This is a genomic window from Enterobacter sp. PL1 (assembly GCF_945957325.1).
Classification (GTDB): domain Bacteria; phylum Pseudomonadota; class Gammaproteobacteria; order Enterobacterales; family Enterobacteriaceae; genus Enterobacter; species Enterobacter roggenkampii.
Window position 1 is genome coordinate 193,670 of the sequence record NZ_CAMFKT010000001.1, and the last position, 22,780, is coordinate 216,449.

The following is a 22,780-nucleotide window of genomic DNA, read 5'->3' on the forward strand; positions in this document are numbered from 1 at the left end:
GGCGCTCGCCGGGCGCAGACTTACAGCTGGGCTTCTATCTCCTCTATCTCTTTACGCCATTGTGCCTGGAGTTGCGGCTTTTGATGCTTCGGCTTGCGCGCCAGATCGTCTTCCAGCAGCGTTTCCAGCGCGATCAGCCGCTCAAGCAGATCGTCATGCGGCGAGGGGTGAGCCGTCGCGGCGACAGCGGGCGCAGTGGCTGTCACCAGCCCCGCGCGTTCACGCAGCCGCTCAAACACCGCTTCTGCATCGTGCCATTCGCTCAGCGTACCGTCCTCAATTAGCCAGAAACGGTTGCAGCTTTGGCTAATTAACTGACGGTCATGGCTGACCAGCAGCACGCCGCCTTCGAACTGTTGAAGGGTGTGCGCCAGCGCCTCTTTGCCTTCCATGTCCAGGTGGTTAGTGGGCTCATCCAGCATCAGCAGGCTGTAGCGGGCAAGCGTCAGGCCCACGAACAGCAGGCGCGAGCGTTCGCCGCCGCTGAGCGTGCTGACTTTCTGCCCATGGCGGGACCACGGGAACCCGGCGCTGATGAGCGCCATTTTGCGGTTCTGCGGATCCGGTGCAAAAGGCTCCAGCGCGTCGAGCAGCGTGGCGTCATCCGGCAGCTGATGCAGCGTCTGGTCGTAGTAGCCCGGCGAGACGCGCGGATGGATTTTCAGCCCACTGTCCGCCGGTTCATCGGAAAAATGTCGCCAGATAAGCTTCATCAACGACGATTTACCGCAGCCGTTACGACCGACAATCGCCACGCGATCGCCGCTTTTCAGCCGCGCCGTTTCGATGTTAAACAGCGGCGGTAGCCCAGGCGCGGGCGGGACGCCGAGGTTTTCCATCTCCAGCAGACGGTCAGCCCGCAGCGCGTCGCCGCGCAGGGTTAACGTCCACGGGCTGCCCGCCGTGAGCGCGGTCTGGCTCTCTTTGAGCCGTTCGACCTGTTTTTCCATCTGTTTGGCTTTGCGGGCCAGGTCTTCGTTATCGTAAACCTTACCCCAGGTCGCCAGACGTTTGGCGCTGGCGGTCACGCGGTCGATCTCCTTTTGCTCCGCCTTGTGGCGCTGCGCGTCGGTCTCATCTTTGGCTTCCAGCGCCTGACGTGCCGCCGTGCAGGGAAGGGCAAAGTAGTGCAGCGTTTTATCGCGCAGGATCCAGCTGCCGTTGGTGACGGCATCCAGCAGCTGTCTGTCATGCGAGACCAGCACAAAGCTGCCCGACCAGGTCTGTAAAAAGTGCTCCAGCCAGAGCATGGTCGGCAGGTCAAGGTGGTTGCTGGGTTCATCCAGCAGGAGCAGGTCCGGCTCGTGAATCAGCGCCCGGGCCAGCAGCAGGCGGGTATGCTGCCCGCCGCTCAGCGTGGCGGAGTGCAGCGCCATATCCTGCGGCGTAAAGCCCATGCCTGCCAGCAGCGTTTCGGCTTTCCAGCGCAGGCTATCGCGCTCAGCAAAAGGCAGCTGTGCGAGTACGGCATCCAGCATGGTGAGCGGTAAAATAGCGTCCGGGAGATGTTGCTCCACGCGCGCCATCAGGCAATGCCCGGCCAGCGCTACCGTTCCGGCAGCAGGTGAATCCGTGCCGTCCAGCACCTTCAGCAGCGTACTTTTGCCGCAGCCGTTATCGCCCAGCAGGCCAATGCGGTCGCCTTTTTTCAGCGTAAAGGAGAGTGAGTCGAAGAGCGTGCCAAACGCCGTATCAACGCGTAAAGATTGTGCAGTGAGTAAAGTGCTCATTGTTGCTTACCCAAGAGTTACAGGCATGTTTATGCCTCGTCAAACATCGCTGACGATAACTCAGTAAGCCCGAGAGAAGGGATTTCAGGGGTTGGTGTCTTCGCTCAAGCCGAAGTTATCGCAGCACGATACCGATAGCGCTTGAGCGGGTGCGATCACCAAATGTATGTGAAACATTGAAAATTTCACGATACAGCATAATTGGCCTCCTTATATATTCAGTGGGTTAATGGATGAAAGGAGTGTAGCGGGGGAAAAGGGGTTTGGCTAGGGGGGGGACGAATGTAATTCCCTCTCCTATGGGAGAGGGTTAGGGTGAGGGGAACATACGGCTCTGGTGGTCATTACGTTCACTTTATGTTCCTTGCTACTCTTTAGCGATGTGACCGGTGAACGTGCCAGGGTGGCTCAGTCGCCACCACCCTGGCGACCCGGGCTCCCGGCGGTAAATCGCCGCTTCGCGGTGCCCTCAGCTTATTCCTTCAGGCTATCGGGTCGGGCATGAGCCTGCATCCCTGCAGGCCACGCCCTCTCGGCGCATCCCTGCGCCTCGCCCCGGCCTTACGGAAACGCTTCGGCGATTTACAGCCGGACCAGGGCGTCGCTGTAAGTCATTCATTTTCCTGAAGCAACATTCATCGCATCCGGTAAAAATTACTGGGATTCCTGAGCCCACAGGGAGAGCCCCCGTAGGCCCGGTAAGCGAAGCGCCACCGGGCGATTGGGCCGCACCGCGTCTCCCACTGGGAGAGGGAACGGTCAAAGCGGATCAAATCGACGTACGGCGATAGCTGCGGTATTCAGGCTTCCAGAAGTTGTCGTCGATGGCCTGCTGCAGCGCGTCGGCAGAGGTTTTCACCGCCACGCCCTGCTGCTGCGCCATTTTACCCACTGCAAACGCGATAGCGCGCGACACCTTGTGAATGTCCTTCAGCTCGGGCAGAACCAGACCTTCGCCGTCGTTGACCAGCGGCGAGTGGCCCGCCAGGGTCTCGCTCGCCGACATCAGCATTTCATCGGTGATGCGGGACGCGCCGGAGGCGATAACGCCCAAACCAATGCCCGGGAAGATGTAAGAGTTGTTGCACTGGGCAATCGGATAGGTTTTATCCTTCCACACCACCGGATCGAACGGGCTGCCGGTGGCAACCAGCGCGTTACCTTCGGTCCAGGCGATGATGTCTTGTGGCGTCGCCTCCACGCGGGACGTCGGGTTAGACAGCGGCATCACGATAGGGCGCTCGCAGTGCTTGTGCATCTCGCGAATAATCTCTTCGGTGAAGAGACCGGTTTGCCCGGAAACGCCGATCAGAATATCCGGCTTCACGTTGCGCACCACGTCCAGCAGGGAAAGGACTTCGTTGTCGGTATCCCAGTTTTTCAGGTTTTCGCGTTTCTGCACCAGCTTGGTCTGGAACGGCAGCAGGTTCGGCATGCCGTCGGTCAGCAGGCCGAAACGGTCCACCATAAAGACGCGGGAGCGGGCCAGCTCTTCGCTTAACCCTTCGCGCTGCGTCTGGGCGATAATCTGCTCGGCAATACCGCAGCCCGCGGAGCCTGCGCCCAGGAAGACGATTTTCTGGTAGCTCAGCTGGCTTCCCGCCGCACGGCTGGCGGCGATGAGCGTACCCACCGTCACGGCCGCGGTGCCCTGGATATCGTCGTTAAAGGAGCAGATCTCATCGCGATAGCGGTTCAGCAGCGGCATCGCGTTTTTCTGCGCGAAGTCTTCGAACTGCAGCAGCACGTCCGGCCAGCGGTGCTTCACGGCCTGAATGAAGTCGTCGACAAACTGATAGTACTCGTCGTCGGTAATACGCGGATGGCGCCAGCCCATATAGAGCGGGTCGTTGAGCAGCTGCTGGTTGTTGGTGCCGACGTCTAGCACCACCGGCAGGGTATACGCCGGGCTGATGCCGCCGCAGGCGGTGTAGAGTGAGAGCTTACCGATGGGGATCCCCATCCCGCCAATGCCCTGGTCGCCGAGGCCAAGAATACGTTCGCCGTCGGTCACCACAATTACTTTGATATTGTGGTTCGGCACGTTCTGCAGAATATCGTCCATGTTGTGACGGTTCTGATAAGAGATGAATACCCCGCGGGAGCGACGGTAGATCTCTGAGAAACGCTCGCAGGCGGCACCCACCGTCGGGGTGTAGATCACCGGCATCATCTCTTCAAGATGGTTTTGTACCAGGCGATAGAAGAGGGTTTCGTTGGTGTCCTGAATGTTGCGCAGGTAGATGTGTTTGTCGATTTCAGTTTTGAAACCCTGATACTGGATCCACGCGCGCTCTGCCTGTTCTTCAATGGTTTCAACCACTTCGGGCAGTAGACCCAGCAGGTTAAAGCTGCTGCGCTCTTCCATGCTGAAGGCGCTGCCTTTGTTGAGCAGGGGGAATTCGAGTAAAACCGGTCCGGCGTATGGGATGTATAAGGAACGATGTTTTTTCAGTTTGTTGTCCATGTCACTCACTCTTTTTTTGAAGATCCGTCCCTGACACTGCTGTTTGTCATCTTTCTGGCCTGTGCGATGGGGTGCGGTCCGGCGGTATTATAAAGGAGCTAAATATTAATTACCGCAACACATAAACAAAAACACCACCGGGATTACCGATGGTGTTCTGGATCTCAGTCTGGAACTTACTTGCCCGCGTGGCGTTTTCTGCCGGTGGCGTGAGTGACTTGGGTTTCGTGGTCGCCTTCAATCACCACTTTGCGCTGATTAGAAAGCTTGTAGTTCAGTCCCAGAATATGGCGTGCCTGACGGTTCGATTTCATATTAACTCCTCAATCCTGTTGATAGTTTTAAGGACCAGTTTGCTTACGCAAACGAAATGTAACCCCTTAGGTTGCAGATCCAGCTTAGCAGGTTTTTACAAGGGTGCGTTTTGCCCGCTGACGACGTAGTTAATGGTCTGCTGGTAGATGTCACTGAGGATGTCATTATCTGTGGATTCTACCCACCTGGTCAGTTCCATCAAAATGTCATCTTCAGTCACAGCACCGTGCTCGGCGTGAAGACCCTGTGCAATCGCGTTAACGAGTTCAGGTTGTGCTGCTGCGGTATTTGCCGGGTAATAAGTAAACATGCTGCCTCCGTGTCGTTGTCTGTTTAATGGTACGGCTCGCAAAAAATTTAATTCACAAACAGAATGGCAAATATTTTCCCGGTTGTGGCTCAGATTCATCTTAGAAATAAAAATGACATAAGTGTATGCTTTTGTGTGCTTTTGAAATGCAGGGGTAAATCGACGTGGCGCTGAGAGAATATTATGACGGTGCTCCTGCTATCTCGAAAAAATAGCAGGAGCAGCGTTTAAATTACCACTTCATTTCGCCGGTATTCACCTTAGCGCTTAATTCCAGCGAGCTCTCTTCAGCCAGATTCGGATACTGTTTTTTCAGGGTGCTGATGACGCCCGCAGAATCTTTATGAACGGACAAGGCCTTTTCAAAGCGCTGGAGATAGTCACGGGTAAAATCAATCGCACCCGTCCCGGCTGGCGGGGTACCCAGATAGTGACCCGGGATCACGCGCTCGGGTTTGTGCGCCGCCATGTTCACCAGCGTTTCCTGCCACTGCTTACGGCTTTCCGCTGTCTGGGTGTCCGCCGTCCAGACGTGTATCCCCCAGGCTACGCCAGTGCCGCCGAGGATGGTCTTTGCGGACGGGATCCATACATATGCCGCATAGCTGTCAGGCTGTTCGATGTCGATCTTCTCCCCGTCAACCATAAACGTGGTGGAGGCGAGAACCTGCGGGACGACCAGCTCCGTTGGCGCGCCGTCTTTCATCTGCGGACCCCAGAAGGCGAGCTTGGCGTCTTTGGTAGCCTTGATGTGATCAACCACGTGCTGCGTGGCCACCACTTTGGCGTTCGGGAAGGCTTTTACCAGCGGCTGCAGGCCAAAATAGAAATCCGGATCGCCGGAGGTGATCACAATCTTGTTCAGGGTCTTACCGCTTTGACGAATTTTCTCTACCAGCGCTTCGCCATCCTTCACGCTGAACTGCGCGTCAAACAGCACCGCTTCTTTCGGGCCGGAGACCAGCGTGGAGGAGACCGCGAAAATGCCTTTCTCCTGCGGGTTATAGGTATCAATGCTTAACGGCGCGGCAAAAACAGCCGGCGTGAAAAGGGTGGAAAGCAGGGCAAGGTGAGTGAATTTCATGCTGTTGTCTCTGTTGTTCAGGAATATCTCTATTGTACGGAAATTCGCATTTGCCAGAATTCCTGAAACAAGACATGCTTAGTTTCATAAATCGAGCAGATGGAGTTGATATGGATCGCGTGATTGCCGCTCAGGTTTACAACCGCATATGCGAGCTGGGAAGTTTGAGCGCGGCGGCCCGGGCGCTGGGTATTTCCCGCCCAATGGTGAGCCGCTACCTTGAACAGATGGAGAAATGGGCGGGCACGCGGCTGGTAAACCGCTCCACGCGCAAGCTGACGCTGACCGCGGCAGGCGAAAAGGTGCTGCAAAAAACGCGGACGCTCTCGCAGATCTCGCAGGAAATTGAAGGCCAGTCGGAAAAAGATCTCCCGTCTGGCACCCTGCGGGTGGCCTGCGCGCACTTTACCGCCATGCACCTGATTGCGCCGGTCCTGCCCGGTCTGCTCTCGCGCTACCCGCAGCTGCGCATCGAACTGGATGTGAACAACCATCCGGTCAGCCTGGTGGGAGAGCGCATTGATGTTGCCGTACGCATTACCGATAACCCTGAACCCGGCATGATTGCCCGTCGGCTGGGGGAGTGTCGCTCGGTCCTTTGCGCCTCGCCGGACTATCTGGCGCAGCACGGTACGCCCGGCAGCCCCGAAGAACTCGCGCAGCATAACTGCCTGCACTACAGCTTTTTCGCCGGACAGTCCTGGCACTTCCTGACGCCGGAGGGCGAAAGCCTGAGCGTGGCCGTCAGCGGCAACCTGAGCGCCAGCATCTCTTCGCTGCTGATGGACGCGGCGATTAAGCACTGCGGTATCGCCATGCTGCCGGAGCGTGAAGCGCGTGCCGCGCTGGAGCAGGGATGGCTGGTGCCGGTACTGGAGGCGCTGGAGCCGAAGCCGCTGGCCATCCATGGCATTTATCAGTCCCGGGAATACCAGCCTGCCGCGCTGCGGGCGTTCCTTGATGAGCTGGCCCGCTATCTGGCATGAGCGCGGCGTTTGCCGTCGTTTACTTAGCCTTTAGCCAGGGGGAGGCCGTGCTCCAGAAAATAATATCCGCCCCGAGATAATTTTCCGCGAACCGATCAAATTCTGCTTTGGTGAAGGGCTTGCCGGTCTCAGGGTTCTTATAGGTCAGGGTCGGTTCCTGAACCGCCATGGCGATAAGCGGCAGCGTCTGTTTATTTTTATGGAAGAAAGGATAGGCATTCTTCATATGCGCCTTGCGGTTGGGAACAATGTCCGGCCCACCGAGGCCGACACTGTTGGCGCTGGCATACGCAAAAAGACGCCCCATGTAGTTGTGGTCATTATCCCATTCGCACGGCCAGAAGTTCACGTATTGCACCACGTGTGATTTCTGAAAAGCCTTGCGCGCAAAGGCCAGGTTTTCCATTTCTCCCGCAAAATAGCTGTCGCAGGTAAATCCGGCGGGCGGATTTTTTTCGTCAAGATCGATGGCGGTTTCAGGCAGGTTTACGCCATATACCTCGCCATCAAAGCGTTTCGCAAGGGCGGCCAGCAGCGCCTGGTAGCGCTGGCGCACCGCGGGATCCCACTGACGCGCCACCCAGCCTGAACCGACCGGCTTGCCTTCGCCGGGGTTATCGAACTGCGGCGCAATCCCGCCACCATATTGCTTATCGTGCATCAGATAGTCCGGCACGTAGCGGGCGTCCGCCTCAAAGAAACGGTCCTGAATCTGGATGAAGAGCTTTTTCCTGGCAGCCTTAAGACGCGCGAGATCCCGTTCAATGCGCGAGAAATCGTAGCGATCCTTCTCAGGCTCAAGCGCGCGCCAGTTGTAGACGATCTGTACGCCGCCGATATCGCTTCGCACAACGAGCGGGAACGCCGCGTCGAGCTCGCCGGAGCTGGTATAGATAAAGTTCTCGGGCGTTTTCGCCTGCAAAGACAACGATAGAGCGAGGGTAGCGATCGCAACGGCCATCCTGATTTTTAGCGCCATAGGTTTATCCTTTTTGTCGGTACAGCAGGTGTAAGTCCCGGAATTGTCTGTGTTCCAGGGGCAGTCAGATGCGTAGTCTATACTTAACCCTTTGTAAGCCAAAAGGAGAGCAAGAATGACTATTCATAAGCACGGTTCGGCACACTGGTCTGGCGACATTAAGCGCGGTAAAGGAACGGTTTCCACCGAGAGCGGCGTTCTCAATCAACAGCCTTATGGCTTTAATACCCGTTTTGAGGGTGAAAAGGGGACCAACCCCGAAGAGCTGATCGGCGCGGCACATGCGGCCTGCTTCTCGATGGCGCTGTCGCTGATGCTCGGCGAAGCGGGCTATACCGCCGACGCCATTGATACCACCGCGGATGTCTCCCTCGATAAAACGGACGGCGGTTTTGCCATCACCAAGGTTGCCCTGAAGAGCAAGGTGACCGTTCCCGGCATCGCCCCTCAGCAGTTCGACGGTATTATTCAGAAAGCCAAAGCGGGCTGTCCGGTTTCGCAGCTACTGAAAGCCGAAATTACGCTGGACTATACGCTCAACTAAGCCTCAGCCGGGCTGGCGCCCGGCTATCCCTTCAGCGCGGCGGGAAACACCTCCGCCAGCCAGGCGATAAATACCTTCAGCCTGTGCGTCAAATGCCGGTTCTGCGGGTAAACCACATGAAACGGATAGGCGGCAGGGCGCCAGTCGCCCAGGATCGGTGCCAGCGTTCCCGCCTGTAAATACGGCTTTGCCGAATACTCAAACGTCTGCACGATCCCCAATCCTGCCACGGCCGCCGCCAGGTGGGCATTACTTTCATTTATGCCGAGATAATGGGGGATATTGATTTCCATCGCCTCGCCATGCCGTCTGAAGCGAAAGGGAAACGCCCGCCCGGTGACGGGCGAGAGGTAGCTTATGAGCTTGTGGCCGTTGCACAGCTCCTGTGGATAGGCTGGAACGCCATGGTTTTTCAGGTAGCCCGGCGTCGCGCAGGTCACCATTTCGGCGTTACCAATATGGCGAGCGATAAGGGTCGAATCGTCCAGCGGGCCGCCGCGGATCACGCAGTCTACGTTACCGCTGATCAGATCCACCGGACGATCGGCCACGCCAAGGTCGATGCGGATATCCGGGTAGCGCTGCATAAAATCCGGCAGCAGGGGGATGAGCACGTCCCGGGCGGTGGAGCCGCCCACGTCAACCCGCAAATGCCCTTTGGGCGTCGCGCGGGAAACGCGAAACGCGGTGTCGATATCTTCGATATCTATCAAGACCCTGAGCGCTTTTTCATAGTATTCCATCCCTTCCGGCGTCGCGACTACCCGGCGAGTCGTCCGGTGCAGGAGGCGTATCTCCAGATGCGTCTCAAGCGATTTCACCAGCTTGCTCAGCGTGGCGATCGGCATGTTCAGCGAGTCCGCCGCGCGGGTAAAGCTGCCGGTTTCCACCACCCGGGTAAAGGCGCGCATCGCCATGAGCTGATCCATGAGACTCCCTCTTATTATTCCTGTATGTGAATAGTCATTTTCATTTTTGCTGGTTTTTCACTAATCCCGCAAGGGCTAAAGTTTGTCCAACGCAAACCCAACAAAAGGTAAATGACATGAACACGACTCTCTCAGGAAAAATCGCACTGGTCACCGGCGGCAGCACCGGCATCGGTCTTGCCACGGCGCAGGAGCTGGCGGCACAGGGCGCGAAGGTGTACATCACCGGACGTCGTCAGGTCGAGCTGGACGCGGCGGTGGCTGAAATCGCTTCAACGGCAGTGGGCATTCGCGCTGACGTGTCAAAACTGGCGGACCTGGACGAGGTCTATGCCCGGATAGCCAAAGAAGAAGGCCGCCTCGATATTCTGTTCGCCAATGCGGGTGGCGGCGATATGCTGCCGCTGGGCGCGATTACCGAAGAGCAGTTTGACCGGATTTTCGGCACTAACGTTCGCGGGGTGCTGTTCACGGTACAGAAGGCGCTGCCGCTGCTCTCCGCCGGATCGTCGATTATTCTGACCGGCTCGACGGTGTCCATTAAGGGGACGGCAAACTTTAGCGTCTACAGCGCCAGCAAGGCCGCCGTGCGCAACTTTGCCCGCTCCTGGGCGCTGGATTTGCAGGGCCGCGGGATCCGCGTCAACGTGGTGAGCCCGGGCCCGATCAAAACGCCTGGCCTCGGCGACCTCGTGCCGGAAGAACACCGCCAGGGGCTGTACGACGCGCTGGCCGCTCAGGTACCGCTCGGCCGTTTAGGCGCGCCGGGTGAGGTGGGTAAAGCGGTGGCGTTTCTGGCCTCCGATGCGGCCAGCTTTATTAACGCCACCGAGCTGTTCGTGGACGGCGGCATGGCGCAAATCTAACCCAGACTGCGCCAGCAGCGGACGTCACGGCCCTCGCGAGAGGGCTGTAACGGCTGAGGACGCTCGCACCCCTGCGCGGCCATCGGGCATCGGTCGCGGAAAAAACAGCCTTCGGGCAGACGGCGGTTGCCGGGAAGCTCCGTTTTGCGTAAGGCCAGCGTTTCATCCAGCGGTTCACCGGTGCGCGGAACCGAATCGAGCAGCAGGCGGGTGTAAGGATGGCGCGGCTCGCCAAGCACCTGCGCGGCGCTGCCCAGCTCCAGAATCTGCCCAAGGTACATCACCGCCACGCGGTCGCTCATGTGCCGGACCACCGAGACGTTATGCGAGATCAACACGTAGGTCAGATTACGCTGCTGTTGTAGCGTCACCAGCAGGTTGAGGATCTGCGCCTGCACGGAAATATCCAGCGCGCTGGTGGGTTCATCGAGCACGATGATATCCGGATCGGACGAGAGCGCCCGGGCGATGGCAATGCGCTGGCGCTGCCCGCCGGAGAAGGCGTGCGGAAGCCTGTCGAGATATTCCGGGCGAATACCCACCTGCAGCGCCAGGTTTTCAGCCTGCTGGCGGCGGTCGCGCTCGCTGCTGCGCTTTTGCACCCACACCGGCTCGGTGATGATTCGCCAGACCGGCAGGCGCGGGTCAAGCGAGGAGAGCGGATCCTGAAACACCATCTGCATGCCGCCCGCGTGGTGCGCCCGCTGGCAGGCGCCGGTGCTGGGCTTAAGCATGCCCATCAGCAGCTGGGCGAGCGTGCTTTTCCCACAGCCGGATTCCCCGACAATGCCAAGCGTTTCTCCCCGACGGATCTCAAGGTCGAGCCCGTTGAGCGCATGGACCCGTTCCGTCACGCGGCCCAGCCAGTTTTTGCGCGCCGCAAAGTTCACGTGCACGCTATCCAGTTCCAGCAGTACATCAGACATGGGCTTTCTCCCGTTGTGGATACCAGCAGGCGGCCTGTTGGCCCTCTGCGCCAGTGGGCGCTAGGTGCGGCGTTTCGCTGCATTTCGCCCCGGCGGCAAAGCAGCGCTCGCGGAATGCGCATCCCTGCGGAAGCTGGCTGAGGTTGGGCACCGTGCCGGGGATGGCGGGAAGCGGGGCGCGCGGCTGGCCGTTTTCCGGCGCGCACTGCAGCAGACCAATAGAGTAGGGATGCACGGGCTGGTGGATCAGCGTTTGCGTGGTGCCGCTCTCGATCACGCTGCCCGCATACATTACATACACTCTGTCGCAGAGCTGTGACACCACGGCCATATCGTGGCTGATAAACAGCACCGAGGTGCCGCTGGCCCGCGCCTTGTGCTTCAGCAGGCGCAGCACCTGCAGCTGAACGGTGACGTCCAGCGCCGTGGTTGGTTCGTCGGCGACGATCAGCTCCGGCTCGCAGGAGAAGGCAAGGGCGATCATCACCCGCTGGCGCATGCCGCCGGAGAGTTCAAACGGATAGCGCGCCATGACCGCTTTCGCGTCCGGGATTTGCATCTCTTCCAGCAGGGTAATCGCCTTCTGCTGCGCCTCACGCCGGGAAAGCGGTTGATGCTGGCGGATCACCTCGACCATCTGTTTGCCAATCCGCCGCGTCGGGTTGAGGGCGGTCATGGGCTCCTGAAAAATCATCGCGACCTTTGCGCCGCGCCACTGGCGAAGCTGTTTCTCGGACGCCGTCAGGACATTTTCGCCGAGTAATTTCACCTGACCATGATGAATGCGGTAGCTGCCTTCCGGCAGCAGACGCATGGCGAGCATGGCGGTCACGGATTTACCCGAACCGGATTCGCCCACCACGCCGACAATTTCACCCCTGCCGATCTCCAGCGAGACGTGGTTCAGCGCGTGGACCTCGCCGCGGAAAATCGGGAAGCTCAGATGCAGGTCTTCAATCTTGAGAACCGGATCGGTCATCACTGTTTACCTCCTGACTTCGGATCCAGCAGATCGCGGATGCCATCCCCAAACAGGTTAAAGCCCACGGCGGTAATCAAAATCGCCGCTCCGGGAAACGCGCAGTACCACCACTGGTCCAGAACGTAGTTACGGCCGACGGCCACCATTGCGCCCCATTCGGCGGTCGGCTGCTGCGCGCCCAGGCCAATAAACCCCAGCGTGGCGGCCATCAGGATGGCGCTGCCGATGTCCAGCGACGCCTGCACAATCAGCGGCGGCAGGGCGTTGCGCAGGATATGCCAGCGGATCACATGCCAGCGGGATGCGCCAAAGGTGCGGGCCGCCTGCACGTAGGTAAACTGGCGCACCACCAGGGTTTGGCCGCGCGCCAGGCGGACGTAAAACGGAATGCGGACAATCGCAATCGCCAGCATGGCGTTAAACAGGCTTGGCCCGAGCGCGGCGGCCAGCGCCATGGTCAGCACCAGGGAAGGTATCGAGAGCATAATGTCCATCACCCGCATGATGACGGCGTCGCCGCGCCCGCCCAGCACGCCGGACAGACAGCCCAGCAGCGAACCGATGCCGCCCGCAATTACCACCACCGCCAGCCCGGCGGTAATGGACTGCTGGCTGCCCGCCAGCACGCGGCTGAACAGATCGCGGCCCACCTCGTCGGTACCAAACCAGTGCTGCGCGGACGGCGCCTGCAGGCGCGCGGTCAGATCCAGCGCGTTCGGGTCGTGCGGCACGATCCACGGTGCGGCCACCATAATGAAAAGCATCACCAGCATAATGACGCCGCCAACCATCGTGAGCGGACTTTGGCGCAGCATCCAGAACAGCTTTGCCCAGTTGATGCGTTGTCTGGCGGTTTTCACCGGGACGGGCGTTTCCTGCGTTAACATCATTCGGCACCTCCGCGCCCGATTCGCGGGTCAATCCACAGGTAAAGCAGATCGACCACCAGATTAACCAGCACGTAGGCCAGCGAAACAACGACCGCAAAACCCATCACGGCGGGGAAATCGAGCGCCTGAATGGACGTCACCACCCAGGCACCCATGCCCGGCCAGGCAAAGACGGTTTCGGTCAGCACGGCCCCGTACAGCAGATCCCCCAGCGCCAGCCCGAGCACGGTAATCGACGGGATCATCGCATTCGGCAGGGCGTAGCGCAGGACGATATACCAGCCGGGCAGGCCGCTGGCGCGGGCCGTGCGGATGTAGTCTTCGCTAAGCTGCTCCAGCATCGCGGAACGGACCTGACGCGCCACGATGCCGAGATGCACAAATGCCAGCGTCAGCGAGGGTAAAATCAGGTGCTGCAGCGCATTGAAAAAGACCTCGCCGTTGCCTTCCAGCAGCGCGTCCAGCAGATAAAAGCCGGTGACGTGCGTCGGCGGATCGAGCCAGTCGTCCAGCCTGCCGCCGCCCGGCAGGATTTGCAGGTGCCCGTAGAACAGCACAATGACGCCCAGCCCAAGCCAGAAGGCCGGGGTGGAGATCCCGGTCATCGCCATCAAACGCACCAGGTGATCCAGCCAGCGGTTGCGGTACACCGCCGATAAAATTCCCAGCGGCACGCCGATGACCAGCGCCAGCAGGAGGGAACAAAAGGCCAGCTCCAGCGTGGCGGGGAAAAAGGCCTTCAGGTCTTCCGCAACCGGGCGTCCGGTACGGATGGAGGTGCCTAAATCACCGTGGGCCAGGGCGTCCACGTAGCGGCCAAACTGAACGTAGAGCGGCTGATCCAGCCCCAGCTGCTGGCGAATGTTCTGCACGATGTCGTCGCTGGCGCGGTCGCCGGCCAGCAGACGGGCCGGATCGCCGGGGATCAGGTGCGAAATAATAAAAGTGATAATACAGACACCGGCCACCACCAGGAGTAACCCCCAGCAGCGCTGGCGCACGATGCTCCAGAACGTCATACACTTTCCCCCGGCGAAACGGTTACTTGCTCATGGTGGCGATGTTAAACACCTGCTCGAGCATCGGATTAAAGGTGAAGCCTTTGACCTCTTTGTTCATCGCCAGCTGGTAGTTCTTCTGGAACAGATAAACGTAGGCCGCCTCGTCGATGACCACCTTTTGCGCCTGCTGGTAATCTTTGGTGCGTTCCGCCTGGTCCGTGGTTTTCAGCGCGGCCTGCAGCAGGGAATCGACCTCTTTGTTCTCATAGAACGAACGGTTGCCCGGCAGACCTTTCTTGTCCGATTCGAACCAGTAGTTCATAAACATGTACGGGTCGGCAAAATCCGGGCTCCAGTTGCCGATGGCGATGTCGTAATCGCCTTTGCCGACGCGGTCGCGCATGGTGGCGTTGGCCAGTTTCTCCAGCTTGACGTTAATGCCGATCTTGCCGAGGCTGGCCTGAGTCGAAAGGGCGATAGGCTCCCAGTTTGGATCGTTGTCCGAGTAGAGGAAGGTCAGGCTGGCGGGCTTGTCTTTGACCTTCTCCAGGGCTGCTTTAGCTTTGGCTTCGTCGAAGCTGTACTGCATGGCCGTGGCGTCAAAGCCCCACATGCCTTCCGGGATCGGGCCGCGCATCTGCTTGCCGTTGCCGCTCAGAATGCCTTTCACCATCCCCTCATAGTCCGTCGCCCAGGAGACCGCGCGGCGTAAATCCACCTGATTGAGCGGCGCTTTGCTGTTGTTGAGGTAGAGGTAGGTCACGCGCAGAGACGGGTATTCGGCGACGGCGACTTTGCCTTCCTGCTTCAGGGCCGCCAGCTGATCGACCGGCAGGGAGTCGGCAATGTCCAGATCGCCGCGAGAAAGCTGCAGACGGCGCGACGCGCTCTCACCGATAATTTTCACCGAGACGCGCTTGAAGTGCGGCTTGTCGCCCGACCAGTGCGGGTTAGGCACCAGCACCAGCTGCTGGCCTTTCTGCCAGCTCTTCAACATAAACGGCCCGGAGCCGGCGGTGTTTTGCGCCAGAAAGCCGCGCGCGTCGTCCGCGGCATTGGCCTTCAGCACCGTCGGGTTAATGATGGAGGCGCCGTCGTTCGCCAGGGTGTAGAGGAAAGGCGCGAACGGCTGGCTGAGGGTGAATTTCACCGTGTGCTCATCAACGGCCTCCACTTTCAGATCTTTCGGGAAGGCCTCAGACGGCCCCTGGCTGAGCTTCAGCAGGCGTTCAAAGGAGAGTTTGACCGCCTCGGCGGTGACCGGCGTGCCGTCGGAGAATTTGGCGTTATCCGCCAGGGTGAAGGTCCACTCTTTCTGGTCGTCGGAGGCTTTCCAGCCCGTCGACAGATCGCCCTCCACCTCGGTAGAGCCGGGCTTGTACTTGACCAGACGCTGGTAGGACGGATAGGTGACGGTCCAGTCGTTGTTATCAATGGTGATGGCCGGGTCGAGCGTTTGCGGGTCGGCGGCTTTACCGATGACCAGCATGTCTTTCGGGACGGCAGCCAGCGCCAGCGGGGCGCTCAGGGCCAGCGTGGCGGCAATGACGGTCGAGAGAAGCGATGTTTTCATGGCAGTGCTCCAGGTTCAAAGAGAGGTGTGCGTCAGGGGAAAACAGGCAAAACGGTCCTCAAGCAGCGGGTAGCTGGCGGCATTCGGCAGTTCGAAGTGCCACCATTCGCTGCCGATCCCGACAAAACCGCCGCCGAACATGATGGCGTTCAACAGCAGACGGTTGCGCTGGGCGTGAGGCGGCACGGAAGGGTGATACGGATGCGAGCGGTCATGCATTTCGTCAAAACCGGCGCCCATATCCAGCACGGCGTTATGCTCGTCCATCAGGGTCACGTCGATGGCCGTGCCGCGACTGTGGTTGGAGCCAATCGCCACGTCGACCACATATTCCGGGTTCGGGCAGGCCTCCCACAGCTGGGCCTGCGCCTGCTGCGGCCGATAGGCGTCGTAAACCACCAGCTTCAGCCCGGCCAGCGTGGCAATGCTGATGGCTTTTGCCAGCGCGGTAGCGGCATCGGTATGCAGCAGGCACAGCGCCTCCTGATAGATCGGGCGGCCTGTGATGTTGTCGGCGGTGGCGTACTTCAGATCGATATGCAGCGTGGGGAACGTCTTCGCCACATCAATCAGTTCACTCTCTACGGGCATAGCTCCGCTCCTTTAGCGTTCGAATTGACCAAACTCTTGTTGTAATTGTCGGTTTACCGCCAGGCGCGCCGGGAGCGCATCGCCCAGCGCTTCCACCACGCCCGACAGCAGCAGGTTGAACAGACAGCTCACGGGGGCAAGTGAATCCCAGAAATGACCGGTATCGGTTTTCACCTGCAGTAAATCCATCGGGTAATCCCGCGCCCACGGGCACCAGATGTCGGTGATTAAGGCCAGCGGAATGCCTTTCTCGCTCGCGACGCGGCAGTACTGGCGGGCCATCGTGGAGTAGGTGCGCGTATCGGTCAGCACGACATAAGGGTGCGCAAACCCGGAGTTAAGGGATTCCACCCAGCTGCCGGAAGCGCCTTCGGCATAGCTCACCCGCGGGCGGAGGTATTCAAGGTGGCTGAAGAAGGCGTTGGCGATCCCGCGCGTGGACTGGATCCCCAGCACAAAGACCGCGTCCGCGTGGGCCAGATGGTGTACCACCTGGCGGAAGGCGTCCGTTTGCGCCAGCTGATACACCTGCGTGATGGCATCCACTTCCAGCGACAGGGCGTGCTGAAGGCGGTTGGGCAGGGGGCGCTGCTGCTGCCAGGAGTCGAGGCGCTCGTTCATGCCCCAGGGCTGGTACGGATCGCGCAGGCTCTTTTTGGCATCTTCCAGGTTGCGATATCCCAGCTTGCGCAGGAAGCGTCCGACGGTGATCCCGCTGGTCCCGCTCGCCAGCCCGACGCTCTCCGCCGTTTCAAACGGGATTTGCGCGGCGTGCGCCAGCAGCCAGCTTCCGACCCGCTTTTCGCTGGGCGTGAGCTGGCTGAAGGTCGCCTCGATACGTCTTAACATCTCGGGTTTCGTCGTCATACCGCCTCGCTGTTAACAGGCTGTCAAAAGCTGAATATGTGTTACCGGGTTAACAATGCATGACGCGTGCCATGTTCACAGAAGGGCGAAAACCCGCTGCGCAATAAACTTCATGCAATATTTGGTTAACCAATGATCAACATTTGTGCAGCGTAGTTCACTTTTGGTGCACTGGCTGACCTGGCAGGGATGAATTTGGTGAATACGTCAGCCCGTTCACATTTTTGATAAGATAGAAAAACAGTGAACATAAAAGGGATCCCGGCATGGCGAATTGGCCCTGGCGAGTCAGCGTGCGCCTGCTGGCGCTTGCAAAGAAAACAGGGATGGTCGTGGGGATCGTACTGGTCGTCCTGCTGGCGGTGCGGGTCTATCTCTCGCAGCAGGGGCCGGAACTGCACCCGTGGCACACCTGGCGGGCAGATGAGATGTCCGTGCGCGAGCTGGATAACGCCGATTTCGCCGGGTACCTCGCCCGTGAAAAGGCGATTTTCACCGATCTGGATAACGCGGTGACGGCGAAAACAGCGGGCGAGGAACAAACGCCGTTAAACCGCTACTACCGCCAGAGCCTGGTGTGGCCCGGCCAGTTTGCCCCCGATGCCAACCGCTCCTTTGTGCTGATGCCCGCCGGGAAGCCCCGCGGCGCGGTGGTGCTGCTGCACGGCCTGACCGACTCGCCTTACAGCGTCAGGCACCTTGCCGTGAACTATCAACAGCGCGGCTTTGTGGCCGTGGTCCCGCGTCTTCCCGGACACGGCACCGCGCCCGGTGCGCTGACGGACGTGGACTGGGAAATGTGGCTCGCGGCGACGCGGCTTGCCGTGCGGGAAGCCACGCGCCTGACGGGGAATAACGTGCCGCTGCATCTGGTGGGCTACTCCAACGGCGGGGCGCTGGCGATGAAGTATGCCCTCGATGCGCTGGAAGACCCTGCGCTGCGTAAGCCTCAGCAGATGATCCTGCTCTCACCGATGATCGGCGTGACGTCCTTTGCGCGGTTCGCCGGATTCGCCGGGCTACCTGCGCTGTTGCCGCCGTTTGCCAAAGCGGCCTGGCTGAATATCTCCCCGGAATATAATCCGTATAAATACAACTCGTTCCCGGTGAACGCCGCCCGCCAGTCGTGGCTGCTGACGAAGGCCCTGCAGGAGCAGATTGGCCGTGAGGCGCGGGAAAACAGGCTGGCGAATTTGCCGCCGGTGCTGGCGTTCCAGTCGGTGATGGACTCCACGGTTAGCACCCGCGCGGTGGTCAGCGGCCTGTTTGACCAGCTTCCGGCAAACGGCAGCGAGCTGGTAGTGTTTGATATCAACCAGGCGGCGAGCTTCCGTCCGCTCTTTAAACCGTCGTCCTGGACGGCCACCACGGCGCTGCTGCCGGTCGCGCAGAGGCGTTACAGCGTCACGATTATCACCAATGCCGGCGAGCACAGTTTCTCGACGGTGGCGAAAATAACCCCGGCAGGCAGAACGCAGGAGACGGTGGTGCCGCTTGCCCAGTCCTGGCCGCAGGATGTTTATTCCCTGTCGCACGTTGCGGTGCCGTTCCCGCCGGATGACGATCTCTATGGTCGTGAACCACGCGTGAAAAACCGATATGGCATCAGCCTGGGGACGATTGCGATGTGGGGAGAAACGTCCGTACTGAGCGTCGGGAAAGAGGCGCTTATGCGGGTCACCTCGAACCCGTTCTACGACTATATGCAGGAGAGGATTAACAGCCGGATCGGGGACCAGAAAAAGTAATGTTCCCTTGTGGCGTGAATATGTTAGGTCGCATTGATTAAGTATGTTACATAGTAGCTTCAAGGCACCTCTCTTTATCACTGGAACCCCTTTTTGTGCTGACGACGCTGATCTACCGAAGCCACTTGAATTTATCCCGCCCGTCCACCGAACTGCGGGAGCTGGTGGAGCGCGCCAGGGGCCGCAACGTAAAACTGGACATTACCGGCGTCCTCCTTGCTAAAGGCAACGACGTTCTGCAGATCCTCGAAGGGTCGGAAGAGAGTGTGGTCAAACTGTTCCATAAAATCCGCGAGGACAAGCGGCACAGCGGGGTAGTAGAACTGCTGCGGGACTATGGTCCGCGCAGACGCTTCGAAAACGTCGGTATGCTGCTGTTCGACCTGCAAACGCAGTCGCCAAAAGAGGTGCTGCAGTCGGTGCTGCGCTACAGCAAGCTGGACAGCTATCTGACCTCCGACGATCGGGTGTTCAAATTTATTCAGACCTTTATAACCGGTAAACGTCCGGCCCCGTCGGGGGCACGCTACACCGCGGACAAATGGACGCTCTCGACCGAAACGCTACCCTTTGGCGAACACCTGGGCCTGATTGCCGGACAAACCTGCCAGTTTGCGCTGCAGCCTATTGTCGAGCCCTCGGAAGGGAAGATCAGCTCCCTTGAGGCACTTATCCGCGGCAACGACGGCGGCAGCCCGGAGCATTTCTTCAGCACCGTCAATCCGGACAACGTCTACGAAGTCGATCTCCAGACGAAAGCCTATGCCTTTGCGCTGGCGGAAAAGCTGGGCATTGGCAGCCATAAAATCGCGGTAAACCTGCTGCCCATGTCGCTGGTGAATGTCCCAGGCGCGGTGGAATTTCTGGTCGATCAGATTAAAAAACATGGCCTTCAGCCGGAGCAGGTGGTCATTGAAGTCACTGAAAACGAGATGATTTCCGGGCTCAACCAGTTTAACAGCGCCATCAAGCAGCTTCGCGGCGAGGGGATTGGCCTGGCGATCGATGATTTTGGCTCGGGCTATGCCGGGCTTTCGCTGCTGACCCGCTTCCAGCCGGACAAAATTAAAATTGACCGTGAGATTGTCAGCAACATCCACCTGAGCGGCCCAAAACAGGCGATTGTGCGCTCCATCATCAGCTGCTGCTCCGATCTTGAAATCACCCTGGTGGCCGAAGGCATCGAGAAAATCGAGGAGTGGTGCTGGCTCGAATCGGCCGGGATCCGCCGCTTTCAGGGATTCCTCTTTGCCCGGCCGCAGCTTAATGGCGTCGGCGATATCCACTGGCCGCATCTGGTGCGGTAAGCCAATTTTCCCTCCCGTTATTTCCCCTTTGCTCGGCCTGTGCTTAAATAGCTAAAACGGTTTAACATGGTTTAGCTACGAGGATCACATGAAGAAAATCTGGGTACTTGGCGATGCGGTAGTGGATTTGCTGCCGGATGGAGAAGGTCGATTACTGCAGTGTCCCGGCGGCGCGCCGGCGAACGTCGCGGTCGGTATTGCCCGGCTGGGCGGCCAGAGCGCCTTTATCGGCAGGGTTGGCGACGATCCTTTCGGGCGCTTTATGGCGAAAACGCTCGCTGACGAGCGGGTTGACGTGACGTGGATGCGCCTTGACCCGGCGCACCGCACCTCAACGGTGGTGGTCGATCTCGACGACCACGGCGAGCGCTCGTTTACCTTCATGGTGCGCCCGAGCGCCGATCTGTTTCTCGAACCCGACGACCTGCCGACGTTCAGCGCCGGGGAGTGGCTGCACGTCTGCTCCATCGCCTTAAGCGCCGAGCCGAGCCGGACTGCGACGTTTCAGGCGATGGCCGCCATTCGTGAGGCAGGCGGTTACGTCAGCTTCGACCCCAATATTCGCCCGGACCTCTGGCCGGATGAGAACGCACTGCATGGCTGCCTGGAGCAGGCCCTGCAAAGCGCCGACGTGGTGAAACTTTCGCTAGAAGAGCTGGCCTTTTTCACCGGCAGCGCGGAGGTCAACGTCGGTCTGGAGGTGCTGATGCAGCGCTGCCCGGCGCGTCTGGTGCTGGTTACCCAGGGAAAAGCGGGCGTAACCGCGTGGCATGAAGGTAGCGTAAAACACTATCCGGCAACGCTTGTGCAGTGCGTCGATACGACCGGTGCGGGCGATGCCTTTGTGGCGGGGCTGCTCTACGGGCTGGCCGCCGGACAGGACCTGACGCCGGTTATCGCGCTCGCCCAGCGCTGCGGCGCGCTGGCCACCACCGCCAAAGGGGCGATGACCGCGTTGCCCTGGCAGCACGACCTGTAATTTCTCCTCTCCTGGCCGCCATCCGGCGGCCTGAATTGTCGCCTCGATCACACTTACTAAATCGGTTTAGCAAAAAAGATTGCCGATCCAAAATTCACAGGTTTAGTATCAGCAACCTAAACCGGTTTAGCAATTTAGCACGTTTAATGACTTCTTTTAGGGATGCGACAAAATGTATAAAAAACGCAGACTTGCCGTGATGATAGGCATGCTGGCCGGCAGTACCTCTGTTTTTGCCCAGACGGATATGTCCAGTATTGAAGCGCGTCTTGCCGCGATGGAGCAGCGCCTTCAGGACGCGGAAACGCGCGCGCAGGTGGCCGAGAAGCGCGCTGCGGCAGCAGAACAAAAAACGCAGCAGCTGGTTGCCGCTCAGCAGCAGGCGCAAACGACAACCCAGGAGGTGGCGCAGCGCACCACCGCGCTGGAGAAGAAGGCGGATCAGACCGGCGGGTTTGAGTTCCACGGCTATGCCCGCTCTGGCCTGCTGATGAACGATGCCGCCTCCAGCAGCAAAAGCGGTCCTTACCTGACCCCAGCCGGGGAAACCGGCGGTGCGGTAGGGCGTCTGGGTAACGAAGCCGACACCTACGTCGAGCTGAACCTGGAGCACAAGCAAACCCTGGATAACGGGGCGACCACGCGCTTCAAGGCGATGCTGGCCGACGGTCAGAGAACCTATAACGACTGGTCTGCCGATACCAGCGACCTCAATATTCGTCAGGCCTTCGCGGAGCTGGGTAACCTGCCTGATTTTACCGGCGCGCTGAAGGGCAGCACCTTCTGGGCGGGTAAACGCTTCGACCGCGACAACTTTGACATCCACTGGCTGGATTCCGACGTGGTGTTCCTGGCCGGTACCGGCGGCGGCGTTTACGACGTGAAGTGGAACGATTCGCTCCGCAGCAACTTCTCCATTTACGGCCGCAACTTCGGCAGCGTGGAGCAGACCGACAACAACGTTCAGAACTATATCCTCAGCATGAACCACTTCGCCGGCCCGTTCCAGCTGATGGTGAGCGGCCTGCGGGCGAAGGATAACGACGACCGTAAAGACACTAACGGCGATCTGATTAAAACGGATGCCGCCAATCACGGCGTTCATGCCCTGGTAGGCTTGCATAATGAGAGCTTCTACGGCCTGCGTGAAGGGACCGCCAAAACGGCGCTGCTGTATGGTCACGGGCTGGGTGCGGAGGTGAAAAGCATCGGCTCCGACGGCGCGCTGCTGTCTGAGGCGGATACCTGGCGCTTCGCAAGTTACGGTGTCACGCCGATCGGCGGTGGCTGGAGCGTTGCGCCCGCCGTTCTGGCACAGAGCAGTAAAGATCGCTACGTCAAGGGCGATAGCTATGAGTGGGTAACGCTCAACACCCGCCTGATCAAAGAGGTCACCCAGAATTTCGCGCTCGCGTTTGAGGGAAGCTACCAGTACATGGATTTAAACCCGGAGGGCTATAAGGACCGCAACGCCGTGAACGGCAGTTTCTACAAGCTGACCTTTGCGCCGACGTTAAAAGCGAGCAAAATCGGCGATTTCTTCAGCCGTCCTGAACTGCGCCTGTTTGCCACCTGGATGGACTGGAGCAGCAAACTGGATAATTACGCCAGCGATGATGCCTTTGGCAGCAGCGGCTTCAACGCCGGCGGGGAATGGAACTTTGGGGTCCAGATGGAAACCTGGTTTTAACCCATCACGCTCCCGC

21 protein-coding genes are annotated in these 22,780 nt (G+C 59.4%); 7 read left to right on the forward strand and 14 right to left on the reverse strand.

Annotated features, from left to right (window positions below):
- Positions 1–20 precede the first annotated feature (20 nt).
- The 5 genes from N6P30_RS01005 to N6P30_RS01025 form a co-directional block, all read right to left on the reverse strand.
- Positions 21–1,730: an ABC-F family ATP-binding cassette domain-containing protein gene (locus N6P30_RS01005; protein WP_023292347.1), complete on the reverse strand. Its 1,710-nt coding sequence runs from the start codon at positions 1,728–1,730 to the stop codon at positions 21–23.
- Between the two features lie 769 nt (positions 1,731–2,499).
- A complete protein-coding gene (locus N6P30_RS01010; protein WP_008501715.1) occupies positions 2,500–4,197 on the reverse strand; it encodes an NAD-dependent malic enzyme in 1,698 nt (565 codons plus the stop codon).
- Between the two features lie 176 nt (positions 4,198–4,373).
- Positions 4,374–4,511: a stationary-phase-induced ribosome-associated protein gene (gene sra, locus N6P30_RS01015; RefSeq protein ID WP_008501714.1), complete on the reverse strand. Its 138-nt coding sequence runs from the start codon at positions 4,509–4,511 to the stop codon at positions 4,374–4,376.
- 95 nt (positions 4,512–4,606) lie between these two features.
- Positions 4,607–4,822, reverse strand: a complete 216-nt coding sequence (gene bdm, locus N6P30_RS01020) for a biofilm-dependent modulation protein (RefSeq protein WP_008501713.1) — start codon at positions 4,820–4,822, stop codon at positions 4,607–4,609.
- Between the two features lie 232 nt (positions 4,823–5,054).
- Positions 5,055–5,906, reverse strand: coding sequence for a Vmh family MBL fold metallo-hydrolase (locus N6P30_RS01025; protein ID WP_023292348.1), 852 nt, complete (start codon positions 5,904–5,906; stop codon positions 5,055–5,057).
- Positions 5,907–6,016: 110 nt separating this feature from the next.
- On the opposite strand from N6P30_RS01025, the gene N6P30_RS01030 reads away from it, so the two are divergent.
- Positions 6,017–6,892 carry a LysR family transcriptional regulator gene (locus tag N6P30_RS01030; protein ID WP_021240185.1) on the forward strand — a complete coding sequence of 292 codons (876 nt, stop codon included), beginning with the start codon at positions 6,017–6,019 and terminating at the stop codon, positions 6,890–6,892.
- Positions 6,893–6,911: 19 nt separating this feature from the next.
- Here the strand turns inward: N6P30_RS01030 and N6P30_RS01035 are convergent, their stop codons facing one another.
- The gene (locus tag N6P30_RS01035) at positions 6,912–7,871 is read right to left on the reverse strand and encodes a hypothetical protein (RefSeq protein WP_023292349.1); all 960 of its coding nucleotides are present in this window, start codon (positions 7,869–7,871) and stop codon (positions 6,912–6,914) included.
- A 115-nt stretch (positions 7,872–7,986) separates the two neighbouring features.
- On the opposite strand from N6P30_RS01035, the gene N6P30_RS01040 reads away from it, so the two are divergent.
- Positions 7,987–8,415 carry an OsmC family protein gene (locus N6P30_RS01040; protein ID WP_008501708.1) on the forward strand — a complete coding sequence of 143 codons (429 nt, stop codon included), beginning with the start codon at positions 7,987–7,989 and terminating at the stop codon, positions 8,413–8,415.
- Between the two features lie 23 nt (positions 8,416–8,438).
- Here the strand turns inward: N6P30_RS01040 and N6P30_RS01045 are convergent, their stop codons facing one another.
- On the reverse strand, positions 8,439–9,344 hold the full coding sequence (locus N6P30_RS01045; protein ID WP_023292350.1) for a LysR family transcriptional regulator: 906 nt from the start codon (positions 9,342–9,344) through the stop codon (positions 8,439–8,441).
- A 116-nt stretch (positions 9,345–9,460) separates the two neighbouring features.
- Between N6P30_RS01045 and N6P30_RS01050 the strand changes: the two genes are divergently transcribed.
- Complete coding sequence (locus N6P30_RS01050; protein ID WP_023292351.1) at positions 9,461–10,210, forward strand: SDR family NAD(P)-dependent oxidoreductase; 750 nt, start codon at positions 9,461–9,463, stop codon at positions 10,208–10,210.
- Here the strand turns inward: N6P30_RS01050 and N6P30_RS01055 are convergent.
- From N6P30_RS01055 to N6P30_RS01085, 7 genes are read right to left on the reverse strand one after another with little or no spacing between them, the layout of a single operon-like run.
- Entirely contained in the window at positions 10,207–11,136 is a 930-nt protein-coding gene (locus tag N6P30_RS01055; protein WP_023292352.1) for an ABC transporter ATP-binding protein, read from the reverse strand. The two genes, N6P30_RS01050 and N6P30_RS01055, sit on opposite strands and share 4 nt — an antisense overlap.
- Entirely contained in the window at positions 11,129–12,115 is a 987-nt protein-coding gene (locus N6P30_RS01060; protein WP_023292353.1) for an ABC transporter ATP-binding protein, read from the reverse strand. Before N6P30_RS01060 ends, N6P30_RS01055 begins: the two co-directional genes overlap by 8 nt.
- Complete coding sequence (gene ddpC / locus N6P30_RS01065; protein WP_008501703.1) at positions 12,115–13,008, reverse strand: D,D-dipeptide ABC transporter permease; 894 nt, start codon at positions 13,006–13,008, stop codon at positions 12,115–12,117. Before ddpC ends, N6P30_RS01060 begins: the two co-directional genes overlap by 1 nt.
- Positions 13,005–14,027: an ABC transporter permease gene (locus tag N6P30_RS01070; protein WP_008501701.1), complete on the reverse strand. Its 1,023-nt coding sequence runs from the start codon at positions 14,025–14,027 to the stop codon at positions 13,005–13,007. The genes ddpC and N6P30_RS01070 overlap by 4 nt, the downstream gene beginning before the upstream one ends.
- Before the next feature lie 22 nt (positions 14,028–14,049).
- Positions 14,050–15,582: an ABC transporter substrate-binding protein gene (locus N6P30_RS01075; protein WP_023344193.1), complete on the reverse strand. Its 1,533-nt coding sequence runs from the start codon at positions 15,580–15,582 to the stop codon at positions 14,050–14,052.
- Positions 15,583–15,597: 15 nt separating this feature from the next.
- Positions 15,598–16,173: a D-alanyl-D-alanine dipeptidase gene (gene ddpX / locus N6P30_RS01080; protein WP_023292355.1), complete on the reverse strand. Its 576-nt coding sequence runs from the start codon at positions 16,171–16,173 to the stop codon at positions 15,598–15,600.
- A 12-nt stretch (positions 16,174–16,185) separates the two neighbouring features.
- Positions 16,186–17,040, reverse strand: a complete 855-nt coding sequence (locus N6P30_RS01085; protein ID WP_023292356.1) for a MurR/RpiR family transcriptional regulator — start codon at positions 17,038–17,040, stop codon at positions 16,186–16,188.
- A gap of 266 nt (positions 17,041–17,306) precedes the next feature.
- On the opposite strand from N6P30_RS01085, the gene N6P30_RS01090 reads away from it, so the two are divergent.
- The 4 genes from N6P30_RS01090 to N6P30_RS01105 all read left to right on the forward strand — a co-directional run bounded on the left by N6P30_RS01090 (position 17,307) and on the right by N6P30_RS01105 (position 22,764).
- Complete coding sequence (locus tag N6P30_RS01090; protein ID WP_023292357.1) at positions 17,307–18,788, forward strand: alpha/beta hydrolase; 1,482 nt, start codon at positions 17,307–17,309, stop codon at positions 18,786–18,788.
- A gap of 95 nt (positions 18,789–18,883) precedes the next feature.
- Positions 18,884–20,095: a diguanylate phosphodiesterase gene (locus tag N6P30_RS01095; protein ID WP_023292358.1), complete on the forward strand. Its 1,212-nt coding sequence runs from the start codon at positions 18,884–18,886 to the stop codon at positions 20,093–20,095.
- A gap of 88 nt (positions 20,096–20,183) precedes the next feature.
- Positions 20,184–21,074 carry an aminoimidazole riboside kinase gene (locus tag N6P30_RS01100; protein ID WP_023292359.1) on the forward strand — a complete coding sequence of 297 codons (891 nt, stop codon included), beginning with the start codon at positions 20,184–20,186 and terminating at the stop codon, positions 21,072–21,074.
- A gap of 172 nt (positions 21,075–21,246) precedes the next feature.
- Positions 21,247–22,764, forward strand: a complete 1,518-nt coding sequence (locus N6P30_RS01105; protein WP_021240175.1) for a carbohydrate porin — start codon at positions 21,247–21,249, stop codon at positions 22,762–22,764.
- Positions 22,765–22,780: the final 16 nt, after the last annotated feature.

What these genes read in the sequence shown, in the direction of transcription:
- N6P30_RS01105 (WP_021240175.1), top strand. Translation starts at nt 21,247, where the DNA reads ATGTATAAAAAACGCAGACTTGCCGTGATGATAGGCATGCTGGCCGGC.
- N6P30_RS01040 (WP_008501708.1), top strand. Translation starts at nt 7,987, where the DNA reads ATGACTATTCATAAGCACGGTTCGGCACACTGGTCTGGCGACATTAAG.
- N6P30_RS01050 (WP_023292351.1), top strand. Translation starts at nt 9,461, where the DNA reads ATGAACACGACTCTCTCAGGAAAAATCGCACTGGTCACCGGCGGCAGC.
- bdm (WP_008501713.1), bottom strand. Translation starts at nt 4,822, where the DNA reads ATGTTTACTTATTACCCGGCAAATACCGCAGCAGCACAACCTGAACTC.
- N6P30_RS01070 (WP_008501701.1), bottom strand. Translation starts at nt 14,027, where the DNA reads ATGACGTTCTGGAGCATCGTGCGCCAGCGCTGCTGGGGGTTACTCCTG.
- sra (WP_008501714.1), bottom strand. Translation starts at nt 4,511, where the DNA reads ATGAAATCGAACCGTCAGGCACGCCATATTCTGGGACTGAACTACAAG.
- N6P30_RS01060 (WP_023292353.1), bottom strand. Translation starts at nt 12,115, where the DNA reads ATGACCGATCCGGTTCTCAAGATTGAAGACCTGCATCTGAGCTTCCCG.
- N6P30_RS01090 (WP_023292357.1), top strand. Translation starts at nt 17,307, where the DNA reads ATGGCGAATTGGCCCTGGCGAGTCAGCGTGCGCCTGCTGGCGCTTGCA.
- N6P30_RS01075 (WP_023344193.1), bottom strand. Translation starts at nt 15,582, where the DNA reads ATGAAAACATCGCTTCTCTCGACCGTCATTGCCGCCACGCTGGCCCTG.
- N6P30_RS01055 (WP_023292352.1), bottom strand. Translation starts at nt 11,136, where the DNA reads ATGTCTGATGTACTGCTGGAACTGGATAGCGTGCACGTGAACTTTGCG.
- N6P30_RS01100 (WP_023292359.1), top strand. Translation starts at nt 20,184, where the DNA reads ATGAAGAAAATCTGGGTACTTGGCGATGCGGTAGTGGATTTGCTGCCG.
- N6P30_RS01085 (WP_023292356.1), bottom strand. Translation starts at nt 17,040, where the DNA reads ATGACGACGAAACCCGAGATGTTAAGACGTATCGAGGCGACCTTCAGC.
- N6P30_RS01045 (WP_023292350.1), bottom strand. Translation starts at nt 9,344, where the DNA reads ATGGATCAGCTCATGGCGATGCGCGCCTTTACCCGGGTGGTGGAAACC.
- N6P30_RS01035 (WP_023292349.1), bottom strand. Translation starts at nt 7,871, where the DNA reads ATGGCGCTAAAAATCAGGATGGCCGTTGCGATCGCTACCCTCGCTCTA.
- N6P30_RS01030 (WP_021240185.1), top strand. Translation starts at nt 6,017, where the DNA reads ATGGATCGCGTGATTGCCGCTCAGGTTTACAACCGCATATGCGAGCTG.
- ddpC (WP_008501703.1), bottom strand. Translation starts at nt 13,008, where the DNA reads ATGATGTTAACGCAGGAAACGCCCGTCCCGGTGAAAACCGCCAGACAA.
- N6P30_RS01025 (WP_023292348.1), bottom strand. Translation starts at nt 5,906, where the DNA reads ATGAAATTCACTCACCTTGCCCTGCTTTCCACCCTTTTCACGCCGGCT.
- N6P30_RS01005 (WP_023292347.1), bottom strand. Translation starts at nt 1,730, where the DNA reads ATGAGCACTTTACTCACTGCACAATCTTTACGCGTTGATACGGCGTTT.
- N6P30_RS01010 (WP_008501715.1), bottom strand. Translation starts at nt 4,197, where the DNA reads ATGGACAACAAACTGAAAAAACATCGTTCCTTATACATCCCATACGCC.
- ddpX (WP_023292355.1), bottom strand. Translation starts at nt 16,173, where the DNA reads ATGCCCGTAGAGAGTGAACTGATTGATGTGGCGAAGACGTTCCCCACG.